Annotated in this window: 16 protein-coding genes; 5 read left to right on the top strand and 11 right to left on the bottom strand. The window is 73.4% G+C overall.

Going from position 1 to position 23,145, the window contains the following annotated elements; translation table 11 throughout:
- Positions 1-47: 47 nt before the first annotated feature.
- Both ACZ4SF_RS28210 and ACZ4SF_RS28205 read right to left on the bottom strand, forming a co-directional pair.
- Positions 48-2,786: a SpoIIE family protein phosphatase gene (locus ACZ4SF_RS28210; RefSeq protein ID WP_468389395.1), complete on the bottom strand. Its 2,739-nt coding sequence runs from the start codon at positions 2,784-2,786 to the stop codon at positions 48-50.
- Positions 2,787-2,981: 195 nt separating this feature from the next.
- Positions 2,982-5,486: a SpoIIE family protein phosphatase gene (locus tag ACZ4SF_RS28205; RefSeq protein WP_468389393.1), complete on the bottom strand. Its 2,505-nt coding sequence runs from the start codon at positions 5,484-5,486 to the stop codon at positions 2,982-2,984.
- A 268-nt stretch (positions 5,487-5,754) separates the two neighbouring features.
- Between ACZ4SF_RS28205 and ACZ4SF_RS28200 the strand changes: the two genes are divergently transcribed.
- Positions 5,755-7,110: a hypothetical protein gene (locus ACZ4SF_RS28200; protein ID WP_468389391.1), complete on the top strand. Its 1,356-nt coding sequence runs from the start codon at positions 5,755-5,757 to the stop codon at positions 7,108-7,110.
- A gap of 334 nt (positions 7,111-7,444) precedes the next feature.
- Here ACZ4SF_RS28200 and ACZ4SF_RS28195 read toward each other — a convergent pair whose 3' ends face one another.
- The 4 genes from ACZ4SF_RS28195 to ACZ4SF_RS28180 form a co-directional block, all read right to left on the bottom strand.
- Positions 7,445-7,741 carry a DUF1232 domain-containing protein gene (locus ACZ4SF_RS28195; RefSeq protein ID WP_468389389.1) on the bottom strand — a complete coding sequence of 99 codons (297 nt, stop codon included), beginning with the start codon at positions 7,739-7,741 and terminating at the stop codon, positions 7,445-7,447.
- A 156-nt stretch (positions 7,742-7,897) separates the two neighbouring features.
- The gene (locus tag ACZ4SF_RS28190; RefSeq protein WP_468389387.1) at positions 7,898-9,127 is read right to left on the bottom strand and encodes a hypothetical protein; all 1,230 of its coding nucleotides are present in this window, start codon (positions 9,125-9,127) and stop codon (positions 7,898-7,900) included.
- Between the two features lie 665 nt (positions 9,128-9,792).
- Positions 9,793-11,157 (bottom strand): FAD-dependent oxidoreductase, encoded by a 1,365-nt coding sequence (locus tag ACZ4SF_RS28185; protein ID WP_468389385.1) that lies wholly within the window; start codon positions 11,155-11,157, stop codon positions 9,793-9,795.
- 230 nt (positions 11,158-11,387) lie between these two features.
- Positions 11,388-13,262, bottom strand: a complete 1,875-nt coding sequence (locus tag ACZ4SF_RS28180; RefSeq protein WP_468389383.1) for an NlpC/P60 family protein — start codon at positions 13,260-13,262, stop codon at positions 11,388-11,390.
- Between the two features lie 360 nt (positions 13,263-13,622).
- Here ACZ4SF_RS28180 and ACZ4SF_RS28175 point away from each other — a divergent pair, with 360 nt between their 5' ends.
- Complete coding sequence (locus tag ACZ4SF_RS28175; protein WP_468389381.1) at positions 13,623-15,656, top strand: DUF1996 domain-containing protein; 2,034 nt, start codon at positions 13,623-13,625, stop codon at positions 15,654-15,656.
- A gap of 11 nt (positions 15,657-15,667) precedes the next feature.
- On the opposite strand, the gene ACZ4SF_RS28170 is transcribed toward ACZ4SF_RS28175, so the two are convergent.
- Positions 15,668-16,378, bottom strand: coding sequence for a lipoprotein (locus ACZ4SF_RS28170; protein ID WP_468389379.1), 711 nt, complete (start codon positions 16,376-16,378; stop codon positions 15,668-15,670).
- A gap of 377 nt (positions 16,379-16,755) precedes the next feature.
- On the opposite strand from ACZ4SF_RS28170, the gene ACZ4SF_RS28165 reads away from it, so the two are divergent.
- Entirely contained in the window at positions 16,756-17,214 is a 459-nt protein-coding gene (locus ACZ4SF_RS28165; RefSeq protein WP_468389377.1) for a flavodoxin family protein, read from the top strand.
- Between the two features lie 115 nt (positions 17,215-17,329).
- Here the strand turns inward: ACZ4SF_RS28165 and ACZ4SF_RS28160 are convergent, their stop codons facing one another.
- A complete protein-coding gene (locus tag ACZ4SF_RS28160; RefSeq protein ID WP_468389374.1) occupies positions 17,330-18,013 on the bottom strand; it encodes a GNAT family N-acetyltransferase in 684 nt (227 codons plus the stop codon).
- Between the two features lie 556 nt (positions 18,014-18,569).
- Here ACZ4SF_RS28160 and ACZ4SF_RS28155 point away from each other — a divergent pair.
- Positions 18,570-19,445 carry a helix-turn-helix domain-containing protein gene (locus tag ACZ4SF_RS28155; RefSeq protein ID WP_468389372.1) on the top strand — a complete coding sequence of 292 codons (876 nt, stop codon included), beginning with the start codon at positions 18,570-18,572 and terminating at the stop codon, positions 19,443-19,445.
- 335 nt (positions 19,446-19,780) lie between these two features.
- On the top strand, positions 19,781-20,281 hold the full coding sequence (locus ACZ4SF_RS28150) for a hypothetical protein (protein WP_468389370.1): 501 nt from the start codon (positions 19,781-19,783) through the stop codon (positions 20,279-20,281).
- 69 nt (positions 20,282-20,350) lie between these two features.
- On the opposite strand, the gene ACZ4SF_RS28145 is transcribed toward ACZ4SF_RS28150, so the two are convergent.
- The 3 genes from ACZ4SF_RS28145 to ACZ4SF_RS28135 form a co-directional block, all read right to left on the bottom strand.
- Positions 20,351-21,433: a glycerophosphodiester phosphodiesterase family protein gene (locus tag ACZ4SF_RS28145; protein WP_468389368.1), complete on the bottom strand. Its 1,083-nt coding sequence runs from the start codon at positions 21,431-21,433 to the stop codon at positions 20,351-20,353.
- A 43-nt stretch (positions 21,434-21,476) separates the two neighbouring features.
- Positions 21,477-21,677, bottom strand: a complete 201-nt coding sequence (locus ACZ4SF_RS28140) for a hypothetical protein (RefSeq protein ID WP_468389366.1) — start codon at positions 21,675-21,677, stop codon at positions 21,477-21,479.
- A 233-nt stretch (positions 21,678-21,910) separates the two neighbouring features.
- Positions 21,911-23,059, bottom strand: a complete 1,149-nt coding sequence (locus ACZ4SF_RS28135) for a PP2C family protein-serine/threonine phosphatase (RefSeq protein WP_468389364.1) — start codon at positions 23,057-23,059, stop codon at positions 21,911-21,913.
- Positions 23,060-23,145 lie beyond the last annotated feature (86 nt).

Genomic DNA, 23,145 nt, shown 5'->3' with positions numbered 1-23,145 from the left:
GCCTGTCGTGTCCTCAACAGATTTGTGCGGCGGGCCACCGCAGGCGCTCAGGGCAGCGGCTGCTCCGCCCAGATGACCTTGCCGTGCGGGGTGTACCGGGTGCCCCAGCGCTCCGCGAGCTGCGCGACCAGGAAGAGACCCCGGCCGCCCTCGTCGGTGCTCGCCGCGTACCGCAGATGCGGCGAGGTCGTGCTGCCGTCCGAGACCTCGCAGATCAGCGTGCGGTCACGCAGCAGCCGCACTCCGATCGGAGCGCGTCCGTAGCGGATGGCGTTGGTGACCAGCTCGCTCAGGATCAGCTCCGTCGTGAACGCCAGCTCCTCCAGATCCCACTCGGCCAGCTGCCGGGTCACCGAGCCCCGCACCTGCGACACGGCCGCCGGCTCGGACGGCACCTGCCACTGCGCGACCCGGTCCCCGCCCAGCACCCGGCTCCGGGCCACGATCAGCGCCACGTCGTCGCTCGGCCGGGCCGGGAGCCGGTCCAGCACCGTACGGCAGGTGTCCTCGGGCGTGGCGCCCGGCGTCCGGCGCAAGGCGTCGCTCAGCAGACCGAGCCCCTCGTCGATGTCCCGGTCCCGGTCCTCGACCAGACCGTCGGTGTACAGCACCAGCCGGCTGCCCTCCGTCAGCTCCAGCTCCGCCGTCTCGAACGGCAGCCCGCCCAGACCCAGCGGCGGACCCGCGGGCACGTCCAGGAACTCCACGGCGCCGTCCGGGTGCACCAGCGCGGGCGGCGGATGACCCGCCCGGGCGATGGTGCACTGCCGGGACACCGGATCGTAGATCGCGTACAGGCAGGTCGCGCCCGTGACCATGGCCGCGCCCAGCGCCGCGGTCTCGTCCTGGTCGATCCGGCCGACCACCTCGTCCAGCAGACCGAGGAGTTCGTCGGGCGGCAGATCGAGCGACGAGAAGTTGTGCACGGCCGTACGCAGCCGGCCCATGGTCGCCGCCGCGTGCAGCCCGTGTCCCACCACGTCGCCGACGACGAGCGCCACCCGGGCACCGGACAGCGGCAGCACGTCGAACCAGTCACCGCCCACACCCGCCTGGGCCGGCAGATAGCGGTAGGCGATCTCCAGGGCGCCCTGCTCCGGCAGGGTCCGCGGCAGCAGGCTGCGCTGCAGCGTGACTGCCATGCTGTGCTCGCGCGTGTACCGGCGCGCGTTGTCGATGGACACCGCCGCCCGCGTCACCAGCTCCTCCGCGAGGGCCAGCTCGTCGCTGTCGAACGGCTGGGGCTTCTTCGCCCGCCAGAAGTTCGCCACCCCCAGCACCAGACTGCCCGCCCGCAGCGGCACGGTGATCAGCGAGTGGATGCCGTACTCCAGCACATGGTCGGTGCGCTCCAGGTCCTGTGCGCGCCAGCCCGGCTCATCGCGCAGCCGCGACACCGCCACCGACTGCCCGGTCGTCAGGGCGCGCGTCTGCGGCGAGGTGGGCACGAACCGGATCCGCTCGCCGACCGGGTACAGCGGGGCGTCCTTGCGGACGCCGGCACAGGCCGCGCGCCGCAGCGCCGTCCCCGGCCGCGGCTCCTCCCCGCTCAGCACCGCGTCGAACAGGTCCACCGTGGCGAAGTCCGCGAGCCGGGGCACCGCCAGCTGCGCCAGCTCCTCGGCGGTACGCTTCACGTCCAGGCTGGTGCCGATGCCCACCCCGGCGTCGTACAGCATGTTGAGCCGTTCCCGGGCCTCCTCCGCGCGGCCGGAGAGGGCGCGCAGTTCGGTGGAGTCGCGCAGCGTGGTGACACTGCCGGGCGGGCCGCCGCGCAGGTCGGTGGGCCGCTGGTTGATCGCCAGCAGACGGTCCTTGACCAGGTGCACCTCGTCCGTCGCGATCCGCCCGGAGGCCAGCAGCCCCTCGGTCTCGTCGTCCAGCCCCAGCTCCCGCACATGCCGGCGCTCGGCGTTCGCGGGCAGGTTCAGCAGGCGGTGCGCCTCGTCGTTGGCCAGCAGCAGCCGGCCGTCGCCGCTGACGATCAGCACCCCCTCCCGGACCGCGTGCAGCACCGCGTCGTGGTGCTCGTACATCCGGGTCATCTCGTACGGCCCGAGACCGTGCGTCTGGCGCAGCAGCCGTCTGCTGACCAGGGCCGTGCCGGCGGTGGCCAGCACGAGCGCCGTGGCCGCCGCCGCCAGCAGCAACGGCAACTGCTCGTCGGCGGCGCCGCCGACGTGCGCGGTGGTGATGCCGGCCGACACCAGGCCGATCACCTTGCCGCCGGGCTCCTTCACCGGCACCACGACCTGCACCAGCGGGCCGATGGTGCCGGTGATGTGCTCGGTGACCGTGCCGCCGGCCACGGCCGGGGCGATGTTGCCGACGAACTTCTTGCCGATGCGGTCGGTCATCGGATGGGTGTAGCGGACACCGTCGGTGTCCATCACGACGAGGAAGTCCACGCCGGTCGCCTCGCGGGCGGCCTCCGCGCGCGGCTGCAGCACGGCCGTGGGATCGGGGGAGCGCAGCGCGGCGACCGTGCCGGGAGCGTTCGCGAACGTCTCGGCCACAGCGAGGGAACGGTTGATCGCCTCGTTGTCGCTGTCCCGCCGCACCTGCAGCACCTGCGCCACCACGGCCGAGACGACAAGCACCAGCACGATCACCACCTGCAGCAAGAACACCTGTCCGGCCACGCTGCGCCCGGTCAGCGCCGACCGCAGGAATCCGGGCCGGCGGCCGCCCGTCCCGCGCCGCTGCTGCCGTCGGGCGTGCGGTGCGCGTGGCTGCCCGAAAGAACGGGGCGGCCGAGTCGCGGGCCGGCCGGGCAGTCGCACCATGAGCCCATGTCTACACTGCCCGGCGCCGTCAGGCGAGAGCGTGTCCCGAGGTGACGCCCGCTGATCGGGGGCGGGGTCGCGGCGACGCCGGCGGGGCGGTGCGGGCCGGTCACGGCGGGGACGGGGGTGAGGTGGCGCGGGCGGGTCGCTCGCACGGTGTGCGAAGGGGTGGCATGGGCCGGGTGACATGGCCGGTCACGCGCAGGGCGGGGGAGAGGGGCGGCGGGCGGCGAGGAGGAGGGCCACGTCGTCGGGGCGGTCGGCAGCGTGCCGGGCGGTGGCCGTCAGCCGGTCCGCGACCCCGGCCAGGGACGGCCCGCCGTCCCGGCCGGCGTCACCGGCCCCCGCCAGCGCCGTCCGCAGCGCCGTGATGCCGTCGTCGATGTCCGCGCCCGGCCGCTCCACGAGCCCGTCGGTGTACAGGGCGAGGATCGCGTTCGGCTCCAGCAGCACCTCGGTGACCGGGTACCGGGCGTGCGGATCCACCCCGAGCACGACACCGCCGGGCACGTCCAGCACCCGGGTGCTTCCGTCGGGGGAGCGCAGCAGCGGCGGCGGATGTCCTGCCCGGGCGATCCTGGCCCGGCCGGTGAGGGGGTCGAGGCGCAGATAGCAGCAACTGGCGAACTGACCCGGGTCCAGATCGATCAGCAGATGGTTCATACCGCTCAGCACCTCGTCCGGCGGCCGGTCGCCCAGCGCGAACGCCCGCACGGCGCTGCGCAGCTGGCCCATGGTGGCCGCCGCCTGCACCCCGTGCCCCTGCACATCCCCGATGACCAGCGCCAGCCCGTCACCCGCCGTCAGCACGTCGTACCAGTCGCCGCCCACGTCCATGCCCTGCGTGCCCGGCAGATAGCGGCCCGCCGTCTCCACCCGAGGATGCACCGAGAGCCGGCGGGGCAGCAGGGCCTGCTGCAGCCCGCGGGCGAGGGCCGCCTCGCTGTCGTAGCGCTGCGCCCGCTCCATCGCATGCGCGATCAGCCCGGCGAGCGCCGTGAGCACCGTACGTTCCTCCGTGCTGAAGGGGCGCGGGCGGTCGAAGCCGAGTATGCAGGAGCCGACGGGCCGGCCGGATGCGATCAGCGGGAGGAAGGCACGGGCGCCCTGGTCGGCGTCCAGCGCGATGCCCGGATAGGCCCCCTCCAGCTGTTCCATGGACTCGAAGAACAGCGGCCGGCCAGTGGTCAGGGTCTCCACGCCGGGCAGGTGGGCATCGAGGCCGACGCCCTCGAACGGGGCGAGGAAGCCGTGCGGGAACCCGGTCTCCCAGGCCAGGTAGAGATGCCGCTCCTGAAGCAGGTAGATGGCCAGGCGCCGGCCGCCGAACGCGGGCAGCAGCTCCTGCATGACCACCGCCGACACCTGGCGGGCCGTCACCGCGTCCGTCAGCGCGATGGCCAGCGCGATCGGCCGGTACAGCGGCGTCATCGAGGGGGCGCCCACCACCGCGTCCTCCGGAACGTGCACCTCGGGGACCGGCTCCGGCGCGGTCTCCACCCGGCTGGCCGGGACCAGCGTGCAGGTCAGCAGATCCTCGCCGGGGTGCACCGACACCGCCAGCCAGTCGCCCTCGGCGGAGCCGTCCCCTGCGTCGGGCGGCCGCTGCACATGGAAGTGCACCGGCTCCCGGGCGACCAGGGCGCCGCGCAGGTGGTCGTCGTACGGCGGCCCGGTCAGCCACGGAAGCGCCTCCCACAACCCGCGCCCGAGCAGCCACTCCCGCTCGCGGCCCGCGAACCGGGCGGCGGCCGGGTTGACGTACACGATCAGTCCCAGCCGGTCCAGACAGAACACGCCCTGCGGCAGCAGTTCGGCCGCACCGTCCGCGGAGGCCGCCGGGCCGGGGTCGAAGACCACCCCGCCGACCGCCGGCGCGGCACCGCGGGCCCCGGCGGCCCACAGGTCCAGCAGCCGCGGCGTACCCTCCCGGGACCGCAGGTCCAGCGGAGCGCTCGGCGGCTCGCCGGCGGCGGTGTCGCGCAGTGCGGCCAGGATCCGGTGCGCGTCGGCCGGGGCCAGGGCGTCCGCCAGTTCCTTCTCGGTGCCCTGGAGCTCACCCGGCAGCAGGCCGAGGAGGGCGTGCAGCCGGTCGTCCGCGTCCACCGCGGAGGTCACCGGGTCCCAGCTGAACCGTCCTGAGGTGGCCCGCACGGGCCGGCTCGTGGGCGGCCGCACGCACAGCGGTTCGCCGTCCCAGACGATCGCGTCCTCGTCCCCGTCGGCCAGGGCGAGCAGCTCGGCGCCCAGTTCCTCGGCCAGCCGGCAGAGCAGTTCCCCGTCGAGGAGTCCGTCCACGGTGTCCTGCACCGCCGGGCGCAGCACCGTGAGCACCCCCAGCGGCTCGGTCCCGCCCGGCACCGGTACGTGCACCGACCCGAACTGGAACGGCAGAGCGGCTGCCAGCTGCGGATACCGGCGCATGGTCTCCGTGGCGTTCAGGAGGACCACCTGCACGCCGAGCCGGAAGGCGTCGGCGACGGGGAAGGGACGGCCGACGTGCAGCCGCCACCAGGGCCGGAACAGCTGGCCGGGCAGTCCCACGAGGACCGCGAGGCGCAGCAGGCGCGGGGTACTGGACCGCAGGTACACGCCGGAGACCCGGCCGCCCGCCGTATCGAGCGCGCCTGTCGACGCGTCGGCCAGCAGCGCGGCCAGCCGGGCCCGCGTACGGACCACCTGCTCGCCGGTCCCAGCCATCGGCCCTACCCCGTCCCGTGCGCCTCCGCATGGATGACACAGCAAGAATGCGCCCCCGGACGCGCGGAACGCACCTGGGCGGGAGGAAGCAGGTGCGGGCACCGGAACAGCCGCCCCCCGACGACCTCTCCGGCCGCCTTCCCGGCCGCCTCACACCAGTGCCCCACCCAGGTGGCGTGGCAACGGAACCGCTCCTAGTAATGGACTGCGTAATGCCGCGACCGCACAGGGGGCGCGCGTGCGGCCGCACCCTTCTCCTGGAGTCGAGATGACCACCCGCTCTTCGTCCCCCCGTCCCGACGACTCGCTGATACCTCCGGCACCCGCCACCAGCGGCGTCCCCACCCCGACCCCCCAGCTGCTGATGCTGCCCGCGCGGCCCCCCGAGGAACATCCCGGGAACCCGCACGCGGTCGGCACACCTGACCCCGTGTACGGCGACCCCGTGTGCGGTGATCCCGTGCATGGCGACCCCGTGTACGGCGACCCCGTGTACGGCCTGGTCCGCGCGGCCGTCACCGACCGCCCGCTGGAGGACGTCGTCCGGCTCATCACCCTGCTGGAAAGCTCGCCCGAGCACGCCCGGACCACGGCACACGCGCTGCGCGCGATCGGGGTCGACCGGTCCGTGGAGGACGTCACCCGGCTGGTGACGCTGCTGACCCGGCCACCCCGGGGCAGCGGCAGCGCCGACGAGGCGATCCGGGCGGCGGCCGAGAGCCGTTCCCTGGAGGACGTCTCCCGGCTGATGCAACTTCTGTACCGCACACCGGTGGGACCGCACTGCGGGGAGGAGGCCGTGCGGGCGGTGGCGGTTCACCGGCCGGTGGAGGAACTCGCCGAACTGATCGGCCGTCTGGCCGCGGACGGAGCGGGGCCCGCAGGCCCGCCGCCCGAGCCGCCGGCAACCCGCCCCGCCACTCCCACCCTTGCCGCCCTGCGACCCGCGCCCGGCACGGTGATTCCGGGGGCGGTGACCGACGGGCAGGTCCGGACCGTGGAGCAACGGTGGGCCGCGGAGCGGCCGGCCGGACAGGGATCCGCTGACGGACGGTCTGCTGGGGAACGTCCCGCCGGGGAACGGTGGGCCGGGAAAGGGCCGGCCGGAGGAGGATCCGCTGACAGAGGGTCGGGCCGGGAAGGGTCCGCCGAGGAACGGCCGGGGAAGAGGCGGCCGGGGGCAGAGCGGTCGGCCGGGGAATGCGCCGGAGACGGGCGGGGTCCGGTGGTCGCCGTAGGGGCCGCGCGGGGCGCCGCGCTGCTGGCCCTTCTGTGCGGGGTGGCCCACGCCCCGCGGTACTGGACCCAGCCGGCCCAGGGTGCCCTCGGGGTCACCCTGCTCGCCTCGGCGCTGTGCGGGCTGCTGGCCCTCGCGCTGACGGCACGGACGGCGCCGGTCCGGCTCGTCGCGGCGACGGCCGCCGTCGGCGTCACGGCGGCGCTGGCCGTGGGACAGGCGCTCGGCGGCCGCTTCGGCCTGCCCGCACCGGCACACCTCGAGACGGCGACCCTGGCACCGCCCTGGCTCGCCGGTATCGCAGCCGCGGCAGCCGCGCTCGCGGCACTGACGACCCTGGTCACCAGCCTGGCCCTGGGCAACCCCCGCACCGCACCCGGCCGTTGAACTCCCGCAGGGCCTCGCCCCCGGCTGACCGGGAGGCACGGGGGCGAGACCCTGCGCATCACCTCATCGGGCTCTGAGCATGCCCCCGCCCCAGCCGTGCAGCGGGCGTCGAGCGGATTCCCGCTTCAGCCGTGCGGCGTGCGTCGGGCCGAACCCTTGCCTCGATCCCGCGGCGGGCGCCGACCCGCTGCAGCGTGGGCCGTGTGGCGGGCGCTGAGCCGCCCCCAGGCCTCTGATCTGCGGCGGGGATCGGGCAGAACTCCTGCCCCAGCCGTGCGGCGGGCGTTCAGCGGAGCCGCGTTCGCGCAGTGCCGCACGCGTCGGCGCCGTCCGGTCACGGGCCCGTCGGTTCCGTCGGCCCCGGCGGCAGGGGCCGTGCGGCACGCATGCTCCGCAGGGCCAGGAGCAGGACGCCGATGTCGTCCAGGTAGACGGGGTCGGGCAGCAGGTCGGCGGGGAGCAGCAGATATGCGACCGCGCCCCAGAACACCCACCGCGGGCCCACCGGCAGCCCGGCCCGCCGCAGCGACCGCCGAGTCCGCACCAGCCGGACGAGCAGCCCCACGGCGACGGCGAGCAGCGCCGCCGCGACGACGGCCGCGATCACCAGCAGGGTCGTGGTGGTGTTCATCCGGTCTCCTCCCGGTGCTCCCCGGTGGTCTTCGGCGGCCCCGGGTGGTCCGGGGTGGTCCTCGGCGGTCTTCCTGGGGGTTTCGGCTGGTCCTGCGGTGGTGTTCCGGCGCTCACCTTCGGCTTTCCTCCGCGGGCCGGTCTCACACCGGGAGGGCTACGCCGATCGGTCGTCCGTGCGGCCGTGGTCGCCCGCCGTACCCGGACCGTCGTCCTCCTGCCGCGCGCCCTCGGCCGTCGCGTCGTGCGGTGCGGCGTCCGCGGCCGGCTCCGGCTGCTGCCGGCCCTTCGCCGTGAGCTTCAGCCGCTCGAACGTCCGCGTCAACTGCTGCAGCGCGTTCGGCGTCCGGGCGGCGGGCCGCTGTTGCGGCAGGACGGATACCGGAACGTCACGGTAGGCGGCCAGGGCCTCCAGCGCCTGCTCGGCGGCCTGCTTGTACAGGTCCCGGGACTTCGTCATCGCCTCCAGCGCCTCGGCGTACATGGCGACGAGCCCCCGCTCCCGCTCCAGTTCCTCCTGGACGGTCATCAGGGTCCAGTTCTCGCGCAGGTCGGTCAGCGCCTCCTCGGCGTCCCGCGGCAGGGGCCGGGGCCGGGCGACGAAGTCCCGCACGGCCGCGACCAGCTCCGCGGGCTCGGAACCGTCCAGGAAGACGTTGCGCACGCTGTGCTTCCGGCCGTCGTAGTCCTCCGGGGCGGGATCCGGCGGCAGCAGCACCGCGCCGCCGCGCGGCACCTCGACGCCGAGGTCCTTCAGCGCCCAGTTGACTCCGCGCAGCTGCTTCGGGGTGGCGCGGTGCTCCACCACGCGGTGCCGCAGCCCGGGCGGCAGCAGGCGCGCGAGCGGCAGCCGGCCCTGTTCGTCCGGCGTCATCGCCTCGTGCACGACGACGTTGACGCACCAGGCCTCGCGCGCCGCGTCCCGCAGCCGGCGCCGCATCTCCTTGTCGTCCGCGGGCAGCGCGTTGACCTGCCGGAAGCGCAGGTCCGCGACGGTGGCGTGATGGTCCCAGGAGCCGTCGTCGCCCTCGCCGGAGCCGTCCTCGGGCCAGAACAGGGTCGCGGGGGAGGGCCAGGTGTCGTCCCAGGGACGTTCCGCCTCCGCGACGAGCCGCCACGCGTGGCCGTGCGACCGGCTCTCCAGCGCTACGAGGGTGAGCCGGGCCCGTACGGTCACCGTGCCGGCGGCCCGCCAGCGTGCCTCGAAGATCCGCCGGGCGGGGTCCTCGGTCGCGGGCGGCTCGGTGAAGTCGTCGATGTCCCCGCTCTCCTTGTGCCGGCGCAGGGTGCGGCGGACGACGTCCTCGGGGGCGGGACCGGTGTGGCGGCCCCGGGCCGCCCAGAGGGTCGGCGGGATGGTGGCGTGGTCGGCGGCGGAGTTCGACATAAGCCAATCTGCTGATGGGGGCGGGTGCGCCTCCCAGTATCACCGGTAGGCGGGGCGACAGGTCCGCGGGGCCCGGCGCCGGGCGTGGCTCACAGGTGTGCGCCCGCGCACGGGGGCGTGCGCCGTACGCCCAGGGTGTGCCCGGCACGCCCGGGGTCTGCGCCGTACGCCCAGGGTGTGCCCGGCACGCCTGGGGTCTGCGTGGCACACCTGGGGTTTGCGTGGCACGCGTCAGGTGAGCGCGGCTCACCCATGCCGGTCCGCCGCGCACGGCGCCCACAATGGTCCGGCGAATGGGGCCCGCCCGTCCATCCGCTCAGGGGCGGGTCCCGTTCACTCGACCGGAGGACGTCTCATCGGGTACGCCTCGGTACGTCGCGGGACTCGCTCATCCTCCGGGGGCCGTGCCCGGCGCGCTCGCGAGCCGTCGTCCCCCGCCCGGCGCCGGCGCTCTCCCGGACCTGTCCCGGACCTGTTCCGGACCTGTTCCGGACCTGTTCCGGACCCCTTTGGATCTGCCCCGGGCTGCTGTCACCGGTGCCGCCGCATGAGCCGTTCGCACGCGTGACGCCGGGGTGTACGTCGAGGGGCCGGGGCCCAGAGGTGTACGGCGAGGGGGCCGGCGCGCGGCGCCGGCCCCCTCCGAGTCCTGTCGGGGCCGGGACCTACGCCCCGCTCTCCCGCAGCATGTCCTCACGTTCGACGATCTTCACGCGCTCGCGGCCCTGCGGCTCGCCCAGGGCGCGCTCGGCGGCGTCCAGCTTGTACCAGCCCTCCCAGGTGGTGAAGCGGACGTTCCGCTCGGCGAGGAAGGCGTCCACGGCCTCCGGCTCGGGCGCGGTCGGGGTGTGCAGCCGGCCGTGGGCGTAGTCGTCCAGGAGGTTGGCGACGGTCTCGTTGGCGTCGCCCTTGGTGTGACCGATCAGACCGACGGGGCCGCGCCGGATCCAGCCGGTGACGTAGGTGGACTGCAGAGGGGTGCCGCCCTCCTCGATCACCCGGCCGCCCTCGTCCGGGACGGTGCCGGAGTCGATGTCCCAGGGCAGCTTGGGCAGCTTCTCGGAGAGGTAGCCGACGGCGCGGTAGACGGCGGTCACGTCCCAGTCCTTGAACTCGCCGGTGCCCTTGACGTTGCCGGTGCCGTCCAGGGCGGTGCGCTCGGTCCGCAGGCCGACGACCTTGCCGTCCTTGCCGATGATCTCCGCCGGGGACTCGAAGAAGTGCAGGAACAGCTTGTGCGGGCGGTTGCCGGCGTCCCGGATCGCCCAGTTCTCCAGCGTCTTGGCGACCATGTCGGCCTGCTTGTTGCCGCGCCGGGTCTCGATGGAGCCGTCGTCGTAGTCGATGTCCTCGGGGTCGACGATGACCTCGATGTTCGGGGAGTGGTCCAGCTCGCGCAGCTCCATCGGGCTGAACTTCGCCTGCGCCGGGCCACGGCGGCCGAAGACATGGATCTCCAGGGCCTTGTTGGCTTTCAGGCCGTCGTAGACGTTCGCCGGGATCTCGGTCGGCAGCAGTTCGTCGGCGGTCTTGGCGAGGATGCGGGCCACGTCCAGGGCGACGTTGCCGACGCCGAGCACGGCGACCTTCTCGGCCTCCAGGGGCCAGGTGCGCGGCACGTCCGGGTGGCCGTCGTACCAGGAGACGAAGTCGGCGGCGCCGTAGGAGCCGTCCAGGTCGATGCCGGGTATGGACAGGGCGCGGTCGGCCATGGCGCCGGTGGAGAAGATCACCGCGTCGTAGAAGGCGCGCAGGTCGTCCAGGCCGAGGTCGGCCGGGTAGTCGACGTTGCCGAAGAGGCGGATCTGCGGTTTGTCGAGCACCTGATGCAGGGCGGTGATGATGCCCTTGATGCGCGGGTGGTCGGGCGCGACGCCGTACCGGATCAGACCGAACGGGGCGGGCATCCGCTCGAAGAGGTCGATGGACACGCCGGGGTCGGCGGCCACCTCGGACTTGAGCAGGGCGTCGGCGGCGTAGATCCCGGCGGGGCCGGCTCCGACGATGGCTACCCGCAGGGGGCGCGGCATGATCAGGTTCCCTTCGAACGCGAATGGGCGACTTGATCAGGAAGCCTAAACTAAGGCAGACCTAAGTTGGTACCGGGGTCCTGCCTATGACCTCATAAGGTGATCTTATGCCTTGTCGAGGGGTTGCTTATACCGGAACGCGTCGCCCGGAAGGCCGGCGCCCGTGGACCGAGGCCCTGCTCGACCACCACGACAGCCGGCGCGCCCACCGGCGGTGCGGCTGACCCCGGTCAGGCCGGCCGCACGATCCGGTGGATCGCCGCCTCCCCGGCCCCGTAGATGGACTCCTCGCGGATCGTCGATCCCGGCCCCGGAGCGTGCACCATCATCCCGTCGCCGACGTACAGGCCCACATGCCGGTCGTCGTCGAAGAAGAGGACCAGGTCACCGGGTTCGAGCCCGGCCGGCATGACCGGGCTGCCGGCCAGCGCCTGCTCGTGCGCGGCCCGCGGCAGGGTGACCCCGGCGGCCTTCCACGCGGCCTGGGTGAGACTGGCGCAGTCGTAGGAGCCCGGCCCCATCGCACCCCACACGCAGGGCTTCCCGACCTGCGCCCGCGCGAACGCGATCGCCTTGGCGGCGCGCAGAGCACGGGAGTCGGTCGCGGTGAGGGGGGCGGGGGCCGCCACGGCCGGGAGCGCGCCGGTGTCCGTCAACGGTGTCGCGGTGTCGGGGAGGAAGCCTGCGGCCGGTGTGGTGGCGGTGGGGAGGAAGCCTGCGGCAGGTGTGGTGGCGGCGGGGAGGAAACCTGCGGCCGGTGTGGTGGCGGCGGGGAGGAAACCTGCGGCCGGTGTGGTGGCGGCGGGGAGGATTCCGGCCGTCACCGGCTCGCCGGCCGGCGTCCACTGGGGCTGCTGCCACTGGCCCGTCTGATGCTCCGGGCGGAGCGTGCCGGAATGCGCGGGCTGCTCGGTGACGGCGGCGGTCCACGGAGTCGGCGCAGGCGTGGTCCACGCGGTCTGGGCAGGCGCGGGCTGAACGGCCGTAGGGGACGTGGCGATGTGCACGGCGTACCGGCCGATCTGTTCGGCGGCCGCGTCGAGCTTGCGCCGGTTCTCCGCCTTGGCGGCGGCGGGGGAGGGGCGGCCGGCCACGGCTCCGGGCAGCGTCCTCGGTTCCTGAACGGGGTTCGGCTGGGCCGGTGGTGACGCGGTGACCGGGAGGAGAGCCGTCGCGGCAGCCCCGCCGACCGGATCCGCCGACGCCGGCTCAAGGGCGCCGGACGAGAGGCCGGTCCACGCAGCTCCGGTCAGCGCCGAGCCCGCACCGTCCAGCGCCAAGGGCGCACCGTCCAGCGCCGAGCCCGCACCGTCCAGCGCCGAGCCCGCACCGTCCAGCGCCGTCGGCGACAGGATCGCCGGGTCCACCACCGGCCGCGCCCCTGTCAGCTCGCCCACGACCGGCGCACCGGTCTGCTCGCTCAACGCCTGCCCACCGGTCAGCTCGCCTGCTGCTTGCCCGCTAGTGAGTTCGTTCAGAGCCCATCCGCCGGTCGGGTTGCCCGTCGCCCGTCCGGCAGTCGGCTCGCCCATGGTCTGTCCGCCGGTCAGCTCGCCCGTTGCTTGCCCGCTAGTGAGTTCGTTTACTGCCCATCCGCCGGTCGGATTGCCCGTCGCCCGTCCGGCAGTCGGCTCGCCCGCGGTCTGTCCGCCGGTCAGTTCGGCCCTCGTGCGTCCGGCCGGCAGTTCCCCCACCGGACGGCCGCTCGCCAACTCGGGCACTGCACGGCTGCCGGGCCCCCGTTCCAGTGCCTGCGGTGCCCGTGCCGACGGACCCGGCTCCAGGGCCTCCCGCTCGCCGCCGCCGGCCCGGTTCCGGTTCCAGGAGCGCGGTGGGGCGGTTGGGCGCTCGGGCAGGCGGTCGGCGGGGAGCGCCGCGGGAACGGTCGGGCCGACGTTCGCGCGGGCCGCGTCGAACCACTGCCGGGCCACCTCGTCGAGCGCCGGATCCGCCCGCCGGCCCGCCCGCTTGGCCAACGGGACGCCTCGCGACCGCTTCTGCGCGGCCATGGCCCGGGTCACGTTGAAGTTCCCGGTGTCGTTCTCGGCCTGGTCGTAGAGGGAGTCGATCCGTTGCCGAACCTCGTCGCGGCTCTCCGGCGCCATGGAAGACGTGCTCCTTCCTTGCCCCGCAGGGCAGTTGGGCGGCTCGCCGAGACCTGAGCCGGGCGGCCTCGCGTCAACCTAGCCAACGTGTGTACCTCGTGTGAAGGTTGAGGTGTGAAATGTCCGATACGTATTTGTGATGTTCGCAGTGACGTTCGGGCGGGAAGAGGTGGAGGCCATGGTTTCCTGTGAGATCCCGGTGAATTCGAGATTCGGTTGAACACGGCGGCCCCGCCCTCCGTATGAAGCCGGGGAACTCCATGCCCGACCGGCGATCACACACAGGGGACGACCTTGGTACGCAACAGGCGCAGACGCCCGACCGGCGCACGACGCGCGACCCTCGCAGCAACGGCCCTGATGCTGGGCGGAGCTGGGCTGGTCGCCGTGAACGTCTACGCCTCGGCCAGTGAGGGCTGGGGCAACGGGTCGGGCACGGACTCCACGGGACAGGTCCTGTCCGCAGGCATGGCGACGATCGACTGCCCCGACGTCGGCAGCCGGCTGACGGCCGTACCGAACGCGGCGCGTGGGGACGTCGACCGCGAACTCGCCCAGCTCGACCAGCAGACGGCGGCGGCGTACCAGCAGCTCCAGCAGTGGGCACGCAACGGCGGCCAGGACACCGACGCCGCCGACGACACGATCGTGAACCCGCTGAACGAGAAGCGGTCCGCCTCCCTGGGGCGGATCGGCGACGCCATAGACCGGGCGGGCGAGCGTCCGCAGGGCCTCGACGACATGGCCACCTGCACCCTGCGCCCCGGTGAGAGTGCCGCACCCACGGACGCCCCGAGCGGCGGCGCGCAGCCGGGCGGCGGCGCCGGCCAGGGCCAGGGCCAGGGTGGCGCGGGCCAGGGCGGGAACGGGCCCGTCGCTTCCGACTATGCGGACATCACCGCCGCACCCCCTGAGGCACCCGCCCCGTCCGCGCAGGACGACGCCTCGCGCGGTACGTTCACCTCCGACTGCGGGGTCAACGCGGGCGGCCTGTTCAACTCCGACAACGTCATCGTCGCCCCCGGCGTCTCCAACGGGGCCCACCACTTCCACGACTACATCGGCAACCAGAGCAACAGCGCCTTCGCCAGCGACGAGGACCTGGCGGACGCCGACACGAGCTGTGTGGACCAGGGCGACAAGTCGACCTACTACTGGCCGGTGCTGCGCCTGCAGAACGGCACCCAGGAGCGGGACGCCGGGGCTCCGGGCGGCGGTACGGAGGGCAACGCGGGCCAGATCGTCACGCCGAAGCAGGTGACGCTGACGTTCGTGGGCAACCCGCGCGAGAAGGTCACCGCCATGCCCCGCCTGCTCCGCATCATCACCGGCGACGCCAAGGCCTTCGTCAACGGCCCGGGCAACGCCAACGCGTCCTGGAGCTGCACCGGTTTCGAGGACCGGCAGCTGAAGGACAAGTACCCGCTGTGCCCGCAGGGCAGTGACGTGGTCCGTACGTTCCGGTTCCAGAGCTGCTGGGACGGCCGCAACATCGACAGCGCCAACCACCGCACCCATGTGACCTTCACGGCCGAGGACGGCTCCTGCCCGGCGGGCTTCCGGCCCGTTCCGCAGCTGGTGCAGCGCATCGTCTACGACGTCGACGCGCCGAGCCTCGCGGACGGCGGCCGTTCCGTCCCGCTGTTCGCGGTGGACTCCTTCCCCGAGCAGCTGCACAAGCCCGTCACCGACCACGGCGACTTCATCAACGTCTTCGACGAGGACCTGATGGACGAGATGGTCGACTGCATCAACTCCGGCCGCACCTGCGGGGCTTCGGGCGGTGACGACTCCGGTTCGACGGCGTCGGCGACGCCCACGGAGAGCGCGGACACGGGTACGACGCCGACACCGACGGCGGGTGACGGCAGCGGTGCGACGTCCGGCACCGGTGAAGGTGCCACGGCGGAGCCCGGTGGGAACGCCACCACCGCCCCGGCCCCGTCCGACCGGGGCGAGGCACCGAGGACGGACCCGACGACCGAGCCGGCGCGCACCACCGAGCACGATGAGACCGGCACTACCCAGCACGACCAGACCCGCACCACCGAGCACGACCAGACCGGCACTGCCCAGCACGACCGGACCCGCACCACCAAGCACGACAAGGCCGGCAGGGCCGAGCCGGCCGCGCCGGCCGAGTCCCGGCCGGAATCGGCAGGGTCCGCCCCTGCCCCGGCCCGCTCCACGTCGACCCGTCCCGCCTCCGCAGCCGCCGACGGCAGCACCGGCAAAGACGTCCCGCCCCCTGCGCCCTCGATCCGGCCCCAGGCCCAGGGCACTCAGGGCGGGCTGGCGGAGACGGGCGCACAGCTGTGGCCCGCCGCCATCGGCATGCTGCTCGCCCTGTCGGGGGTGATCATGCTGGTGCGCGCCCGGCGTCTGCGTTACTGACCGCCGGGTCCTCAGGCAAGCTTGAGGGTCTGCTTGGCGAGGTCGTAGGCGGGCCGCATCTGTTCGTGCTCCTCGGTGTCCATGCCACCGAGGTGCAGGACGACCGGCCCGTCCGGCGTGCTGACCGCGAAGGCGCTCTCCTTCTTGGTCTCCTCCAGGAGCTTGCTCGTGTAGAGGTACTCCACCTCCACGGCCTGGACGCCGCCGCCGGTCCTGAAGGAGTGGTACTTCGCCTTGCTGACGTTGTCCTCGGCGGCGACGAACGCGCGCAGCACGCTGCCCGCGTCCGCGTCGCCGGGCCTGCCGGTCCACACGCGCAGGAAGCCGATGTTGCCGGCCGGCTTGGCGTCGATCTCGCAGGCCGCGGTGACCGGGCCCTGCCGGAGAAAGGCCTCGGCGAACTCCGCGCTCAGGTCGTCGTCGCCCTTCGAGGTCTTGCCCAGTTCCTTCTCGGCGTCGATCGACTTGGCCTTCCACCGCTTGGCGATGCCGAAGCTGACCGGCAGCTCGCAGGCCGAACCGACAGGGCCGATCGTGCCGCCGGCCGCAGCCGCGCCTTTCGCCCCCGTGCCCGTCGAGCCGCCCGTGTCCCCGGCGCTCGCCGAAGACTTCGAGGGCTTCCTGCCGTCATCGTCCGCCGACTGCGCGCACCCGCCGAGCATCGCGGCAAGCGCCACCGCGACGGCCATACGGCCGCCTACGGCCCCCACCCTGACCTGCACTGTCGTCTTCCCTCCGATTGAGAGCCGTCACTGTAACCGAGGGAGCCGACGACGCCGAACGCAATCCCGCGGCTCACTCGTCCCGACGGCATGCAGGAAAAGACGGGGCCCGGTACGACGTCGGGGTGGTCCGGCGTGAAAAGGGTCTGTTCCCCGGCCGGCACGGTCAGGCCGGCTGCCGTCACCACCGCGGTGAACGCCTCGGCGGCGAAGCTCGTCACCCGCACCGGCTGCCCCATGAAGACCCCCTCGACGGTCCTCCTCGGCCACCGTGACCCCTCCCGTCCTCTCCCGCGACGCACGCCGCGCGCCGCCGTTCCCGACGCTCGCCGCCGGCTGTTTGCCAGGAGCGGCGGACGCACGGCAGGGTGCCGGATGTGCCTACCCTGCTGATCGTCCATCACACCCCGTCCCCCCACTGCCAGGCGCTGTTCGAGGCCGTCGTGTCCGGCGCCACCACCCCGGAGATCGAGGGCGTCCGTGTCGTACGCCGGGCGGCCCTGTCCGCCACCGCCTCCGACGTGCTCGAAGCCGACGGCTATCTGCTCGGGACCCCCGCGAACCTGGGCTACATGTCCGGTGCCCTGAAGCACTTCTTCGACCAGATCTACTATCCGTGTCTGGACGAGACCCGGGGACGCCCCTTCGGCTACTACGTGCACGGCGGCAACGACGTCACCGGCGCCGTCCGCGCCGTCGAGTCCGTCACCACCGGCCTCGGCTGGCGCCGGGCGGCCGACGCGGTGACCGTCACCGGCGAGCCGGGCAAGGCCGGCATCCAGGCCTGCTGGGAACTGGGAGCCACGGTCGCGGCGGGCCTGATGCCCGACGCCTAGCGAAGAGGCCGCTCAACCCGCGAACACGCATCGGGCGCTCCACCGGCGGCTGCGGGTGGAGTGATCGCCCGAAGCGGGGCCGGCGACGGGGTTCGTCATGTGGGTGCCGTGCTCATCAGCGGCAGCGGGAGGGTGCCGCGGTGTCGTGCCGGTGCCAGAGGGCGTCGATCACGCGCCCGTCGGACAGGGTGTGCCGGGGCGGACCCTGATCCGGGACGAAGCCCGCGCGGGCCAGGGATCGTCGGCTCGCGGTGTTCCCCGGCTCGGCCCCGGCCCTGACCGTGGCCAGCCCGACATGGGCGTGGGCCAGTTCCACGCCCGCACGGAACAGCTCCGCGCCGAGACCCTGGCCGCGGCAGCCCGGCGCCAGCCAGCCGCCCATCTCACCCGTCAGATGCTGCAGTTCCAGGGCTCCGGCGTAGCTCAGATCGGATCTGCGCACGCACACCAGGAGGAGCGGGCTGTCCGGGCCGGGCGCGTACGGCTCGGCCAGGTCGCGCGGGATCCGGCGGCCGTTGTCACCGGCCGGCCGCCAGGCCAGCAGGGCCCGGCGGATGCCGGGGTCGGGCACCACCTCGTCCGCACCGGTGCCGAGCCACCGCTGCGCCTCGGCGTCCGCGCTCGCGGCGAGCGCCGCCACCACGTCCAGGCGGGTGCGCGGCGTGAACAACAGCAGCCGCTCGGTGGCCAGTACATGCCGGCCCGGCTCGCACCGCCCCGGCACGGGGAGCCCCGAAGCGGCCCTTCTCCGTCGGATCAGCGACCAGACCATGAGCACCCCCGTCGGATCGGCACGCACGACCGGACCATGAGACCCCTGTTCGGACCGGTACGTGCGGCGGACACACATCCCGTACGGGCCACGCATCGCCGACCGATGCGGACGTCCCGCACGGCGGTGAATCTAGCGGGTCAGAGGTTGGGCGCCGTAGGGGGATGGCCCGGCCCGGGGCGCGTGCGGGTCCAGGAGGGGTCGGCGGCCGGGGTGGGTGTGGGTGTGGAGCGGTGCATGGTGGTCCTTCGGACGAGTGGGGGATGGTCCGGGCCTCGCGACGCCTTTCGAACAGGCCTCGCGCGTGGGGGGAGTGAGGTGTCGGTCCGGTCGTCAGGGCAGCGGACGGCCACCGCCTGGGAAGGCCGTGTGCGGCCCGGCCGTCCCAGCGGGCCGCGCCGCCCGCTCCTTGGCCGGCCGGAGCAGTCGGTCCACTCTGGCACCTGCCGACAACGCTCCGCAACCAGCAAGTTGAAAATTGCAAATAGCCAGGTGCATGCTGCATCCGCCATGACGTGATCGAATGGGTAGGGGATGCGATCGCGTGCCAGGGTGACCCGGAGACGGGACGAGGGGGGTGAGCGTGACCGCGGAGACCGACTGGGGCGGCGCCCCGTCCGTGCTGCGCATGATCCTCGGCAGACAACTGGAGGAACTGCGCACCCGGGCCGGCATCAGCTATACGGAAGCGGGCGCGGCGATCGGGGTCAGCCACTCCACGATCCGCCGTATGGAGGCGGCCAAGGTGGCCAGGCTGCGCCTCGCGGACGCCGAGAAACTGCTTCAGGTCTACGGCGTCACCGGCCGACAGGAGATCGACACCTTCCTGCAGTCCGTGCGCGAGGCCAACAAGCGCGGCTGGTGGCACACCTACCGTGACGTCATGCCCGACTGGTTCGCGGCCTACCTCAGCCTGGAACAGGCGGCCCTGCAGATCCGCGGGTACGAGAACCAGTTCGTGCACGGTCTGCTGCAGACCGAGGACTATGCGCGCGCCCTGCTCACCGCCACCGACCCGCACGCGTCCGCCGAGGCCACCGAACGCCGCGTCGCCCTGCGCATGCGCCGCCAGGAGTTGCTGGCCCGGCCCCTGCCACCGCGACTGTGGGTGGTGATGGACGAGACCGCGCTGCGCTGGCCGGTCGGCGGCCGCGAGGTGATGCGCGCGCAGATCGACCACCTCATCGAGGCCAACCGGCTGCCCCAGGTCACCGTGCAGCTCATGCCGTTCGCCGACGGGCCGCATCCCGCCCTGCGGGCCGGAGCCTTCCACCTCTTCCGGTTCCGCGCCGCCGAACTGCCCGACATCGCCTACCTCGGCGGGCTCGTCGGGGCCGTCTACCTCGACAAGCCCGAGGACGTCGTCGTCTACCGAGAGGCCCTGGACCGGCTGAGCGCCCAGGCCGCGCCCCCGGGAAGGACCGAGACCCTGCTCGGCGCGCTGCGCAAGGAGCTGTGACAGACCCGGGGCCGGGGTCCGACCCACCTTCCGGACCCCGGCCCCGACCCGGTCGTCACCGGAGCGGTCGCCCGTGCCGACGAGCCGGGCACCCGCGCGGCCCCCGGACGGCCTCGTCCGGCCGGCCGCGAAGCAGGGGGCGCCCGAACCGGAACGGCCGGATGAGGGCGGTGACGCGACCGGAATCCGACCCAACCTTTCGCGCATCTCGAGTGCCGGGAATCCGCGGGAAAGAATGCGGAGAGAAGCGGAACCAGGGTCCGGGAAATGGGGTCTTAAGGTCCGTCGAAGGCCGGGATCACCCTGGCCGCGAAGAAACCGGGGGAATGAGAGACATGTCCGTCCGCAGCCGCAAGACCCTCCTCACCGCCGCAGCCCTCGCCGCCGGCCTCTCCCTGGCCGCCGTCACCCCCGCCCTCGCGGGGGCCTCCGCCGACCACACCCCCCGCGCCGCCGCCGTCTCCTCCGCCCAGGGCGACCCGCGCAACGTCACCCAGCACGTGGCCGACTTCTACGGCGCCTACATCGACTCCGTCTGGGCCACCGACGACCCCGGCGCCGCGGCGAGCAAGAAGGCCCTGCGCGGCTTCTACCTCTCGGCCGCCGCCCAGAAGAAGGTCGCCGCCTTCGAGAAGAAGCAGCACGCCGACGGCATCCTGTTCGCCCAGAACGTGCCGGTTAAGTGGAAGGTGACGTACACCGGCTCCGGCATGGGCCACGCCACCAGCCGGGTCACCCTCACCTGGGGTGACGGGCCGCACGCCCAGGTCAGCCGGATCGACGTGCAGTCCGACCTGAAGACCCTGAAGATCACCGACCTGAAGCCGGCCGGCTGACGCCGGTCCCCCACGGGCGTGCGGTCCCGCCCCGCCCCATTCGGGGCGGGACGCACGCCGTCGCTCCGCTCAGCCGCGGCCGTGCGGGTGATACGGCCGCGGCAGCCGCATACCGCGCTCGGCCATGATCTGCCGTACGTGATCCGGGTAGTCGGTGATGATGCCGTCGACGCCCATGTCCATCAGCGCCTCCACGGTCGCCGGGTCGTCGCAGGTCCACGGGACGACCTTCAGGCCCCGGGCGTGCGCCTGCTCGACCATCGCCGCGTCGGAGTAGAACCGGAACCCCGGGTCACCGACCTTGCCGCTCTGCGGGAAACCGTAGTTGGGGGAGAGGGTGGTGACGCCGGGCAGGGTCGCAGCCGCCCTGACGAAGTCGCCGTCGTAGTCGTCCGCGTCGATCCCGCCCAGCCAGGGGGACGCTCCGGGCTTGCCGACCTGGAGGAAGTCGTAGTTCGTCAGCGCCACCAGCGGCCAGTTCGGTGCCAGCCGGTGCATCAGCTTCAGCGCGCCCCAGTCGAACGACTGGACGGTGACCTGCCGCTCGATGCCGGACCGGTGGATCTCCTGGTACACCCGGCGGACGAACACCTCGCGCGGCGCGGTCTGTCCGGGCGCGCCCGCCTCCACCTTGGTCTCGATGTTCAGCCTCACCCCCCAGGCGTGGTAGCGCTTCACCAGGTTCAGGACGTCCTTCAGCTCCACCATCCGCAAGCCCTTGACGACCTCCTGCTCGGGAAACCCGGGCAACTGCTGATAGCCGCAGTCCAGCGTCCGGATCTGGGCCAGGGTCAGATCCTTGATGTACTTGCCGACGTACGGGTACATCGGATCGCCGGGCGTCACCGGGCCGGTGTCCTTGCACTTGACGCCGCTGATCTGCCGGTCGTGGTTGACGACGACCTTCAGGTCCTTGGTGACGTGGGTGTCCAGCTCCAGCGTGGACACCCCGAGCCGCAGCGCCTTGCCGAAGCCCTCCAGGGACTCCTCGGTGGTCATGCCGAGGCCGCCGCGGTGTGCCTGGAGGTCGAAGCGCGCCTTCGGCGGGCCGCCCGGCGCGGCCTGCGCGGCCACCGGGGAGAACAGGGCAGGCAGCAGGGCCAGACCGGCGAGCACGCGTCGTACGCGGGGGGACGGATGCCGTACGGACATCGGAAACCTCACTCGGGTCGAGGCGGGCGTGCGGTGCCCGCCGTCAGGCGTCGGGGTCGAAGGAGATGCCCGACGGCATGGAGCGCGCCGGCGCGTACGAGAACTCGCCGTCCACGTGGTGGAGGATCTTCGGATGCAACGTCCCGTCGAAGCGCACCGCGGAGCGCGCCGCCGCGGTGACGACGAGAACGAGCGCGCGGAACGCGCCGAGCGCCGAGGCGAGCGCGGAGGCCGAGTGACGCACGGGGGCTCCCTGTTGTCGAGGCGCCGCAGATTCTCGCAACGCCCCGGCGGGACGGGCCACCCGCCGAACTGAACATTGACGCACAGGCAGTTGAACACGGACAGCCGCGCGGCCCGCGTGGGTGCTGTGGTGCGGCTAGCCGCCGGACAGCGGGTGTGCGGCGTGGTCGCGGCGGGGTGGCGCGCGGTGGACGGCGGCCGGGCCGGGCACCGGCCGCCGCTCCTGCCCGGTGCTCATCCGTGCCCGGTCGTGTCGCCGCGGCCGTGGTGCCGGCGGCGCTCGCCGAGGGTGCGGTGCAGTGCGATGAGCGCGGCGTCGTCCCCGAGCCGGCCGCCCACGTGGGCCAGCAGATCGCGCCGCAGGTGGTGCATCAGGGCCTCGGGGCTGTCCTCGGTCCACCGCGCGGCCCGTTCGGCGAGCGGGTAGAACCGGCCCCGCTCGTCCCTGGCCTCCACGACCCCGTCCGTGTACAGCAGCAGCGTGTCACCGGGTTCGAAGGAGAACACGTCCAGCGTGTGCTCGACGGTGCTGTGCAGCACCCCCAGCGGTGGCGACGGGTGCAGGCTCGGGACCGTCACGACGTTGCCGGGGCTCAGCAGCAGCGGCGGCGGGTGGCCGCAGCTGGTCATCCGGGTGACCGGGTCGCGGTCCGGGATCTCCATGAGCAGCGCGGTGGCGAACCGCTCGCCCGCCTCCTCCGGGGAGTCCAGCTCGGCCGCGTAGCGGGCGATGCTCTGGTCGAGCGCGGTGGCCAGCTCCGCCAGCGGGATGTGCCGGTGGGCGCTCTCCCGGAACGCGCCGAGCAGCAGTGCCGCCTCGCCGATGGCGGGCAGGCCCTTGCCGCGGACGTCGCCGATCAGGACGCGGACGGCGCCGTCGCTGACGGTCGTGGCGTACAGGTCCCCGCCGATCTGTGCCTCGTCCTCCGCGGCCAGGTACAGCGAGGCGATCCGCAGCGTGCCGATCTCTTCGGGCAGCGGCCACATCAGGACGTGCTGGGCGGCCTCGGCGACGTTACGGACCTGGGCCAGCTGGGCCTGCCGGCGCGTGCGCAGCGCGCTGTAGAGGACCGTGAGCACCACGAGGACCGAAAGGGTGATGATCTGCACGATGTGGTTCGTGGTGCCGATCCCGCCGTGGTGGATGCCGATGAAGATCTGCGCGGCGACCGCCAGCGCGCCGATGGCGGCCGTGGTCCGGGGTCCGGCGAAGGAGGGGGTGAGCGCGGGGGCGATCACCAGGGCCGGCCCGAGGTGGATGTCGGTGGGTGTCCGCAGGTCCACCACCGTGATCACCACGATCAGCGCGACGGGCAGGAGCAGCAGTGCGTGGGTGGACTGCCACTGCTGCCGGGAACCCCCGAGCCCGAGCCGGAGCGCCATGCCTACCAGCGTGCTCCCGGGCCGGTCGAGCGGCCACTCGCCGGTCGGTGTCGCAGGCGGCGCGCCGGGTACCCGTACGACCCCCG

The organism is Streptomyces sp. NPDC027663 (assembly GCF_055566415.1).
Note: the sequence above shows the minus strand (reverse complement) of the source record. Positions and strands in the feature narration are given on the sequence as shown.

Coding starts and splice junctions, on each gene's coding strand:
- ACZ4SF_RS28195 (WP_468389389.1), bottom strand. CDS start 7,741: ATGAACACCACCACGACCCTGCTGGTGATCGCGGCCGTCGTCGCGGCG.
- ACZ4SF_RS28185 (WP_468389385.1), bottom strand. CDS start 11,157: ATGCCGCGCCCCCTGCGGGTAGCCATCGTCGGAGCCGGCCCCGCCGGG.
- ACZ4SF_RS28150 (WP_468389370.1), top strand. CDS start 19,781: ATGTCCGTCCGCAGCCGCAAGACCCTCCTCACCGCCGCAGCCCTCGCC.
- ACZ4SF_RS28210 (WP_468389395.1), bottom strand. CDS start 2,786: ATGGTGCGACTGCCCGGCCGGCCCGCGACTCGGCCGCCCCGTTCTTTC.
- ACZ4SF_RS28205 (WP_468389393.1), bottom strand. CDS start 5,486: ATGGCTGGGACCGGCGAGCAGGTGGTCCGTACGCGGGCCCGGCTGGCC.
- ACZ4SF_RS28145 (WP_468389368.1), bottom strand. CDS start 21,433: ATGTCCGTACGGCATCCGTCCCCCCGCGTACGACGCGTGCTCGCCGGT.
- ACZ4SF_RS28175 (WP_468389381.1), top strand. CDS start 13,623: ATGCTGGGCGGAGCTGGGCTGGTCGCCGTGAACGTCTACGCCTCGGCC.
- ACZ4SF_RS28135 (WP_468389364.1), bottom strand. CDS start 23,059: ATGGCGCTCCGGCTCGGGCTCGGGGGTTCCCGGCAGCAGTGGCAGTCC.
- ACZ4SF_RS28190 (WP_468389387.1), bottom strand. CDS start 9,127: ATGTCGAACTCCGCCGCCGACCACGCCACCATCCCGCCGACCCTCTGG.
- ACZ4SF_RS28200 (WP_468389391.1), top strand. CDS start 5,755: ATGACCACCCGCTCTTCGTCCCCCCGTCCCGACGACTCGCTGATACCT.
- ACZ4SF_RS28180 (WP_468389383.1), bottom strand. CDS start 13,262: ATGGCGCCGGAGAGCCGCGACGAGGTTCGGCAACGGATCGACTCCCTC.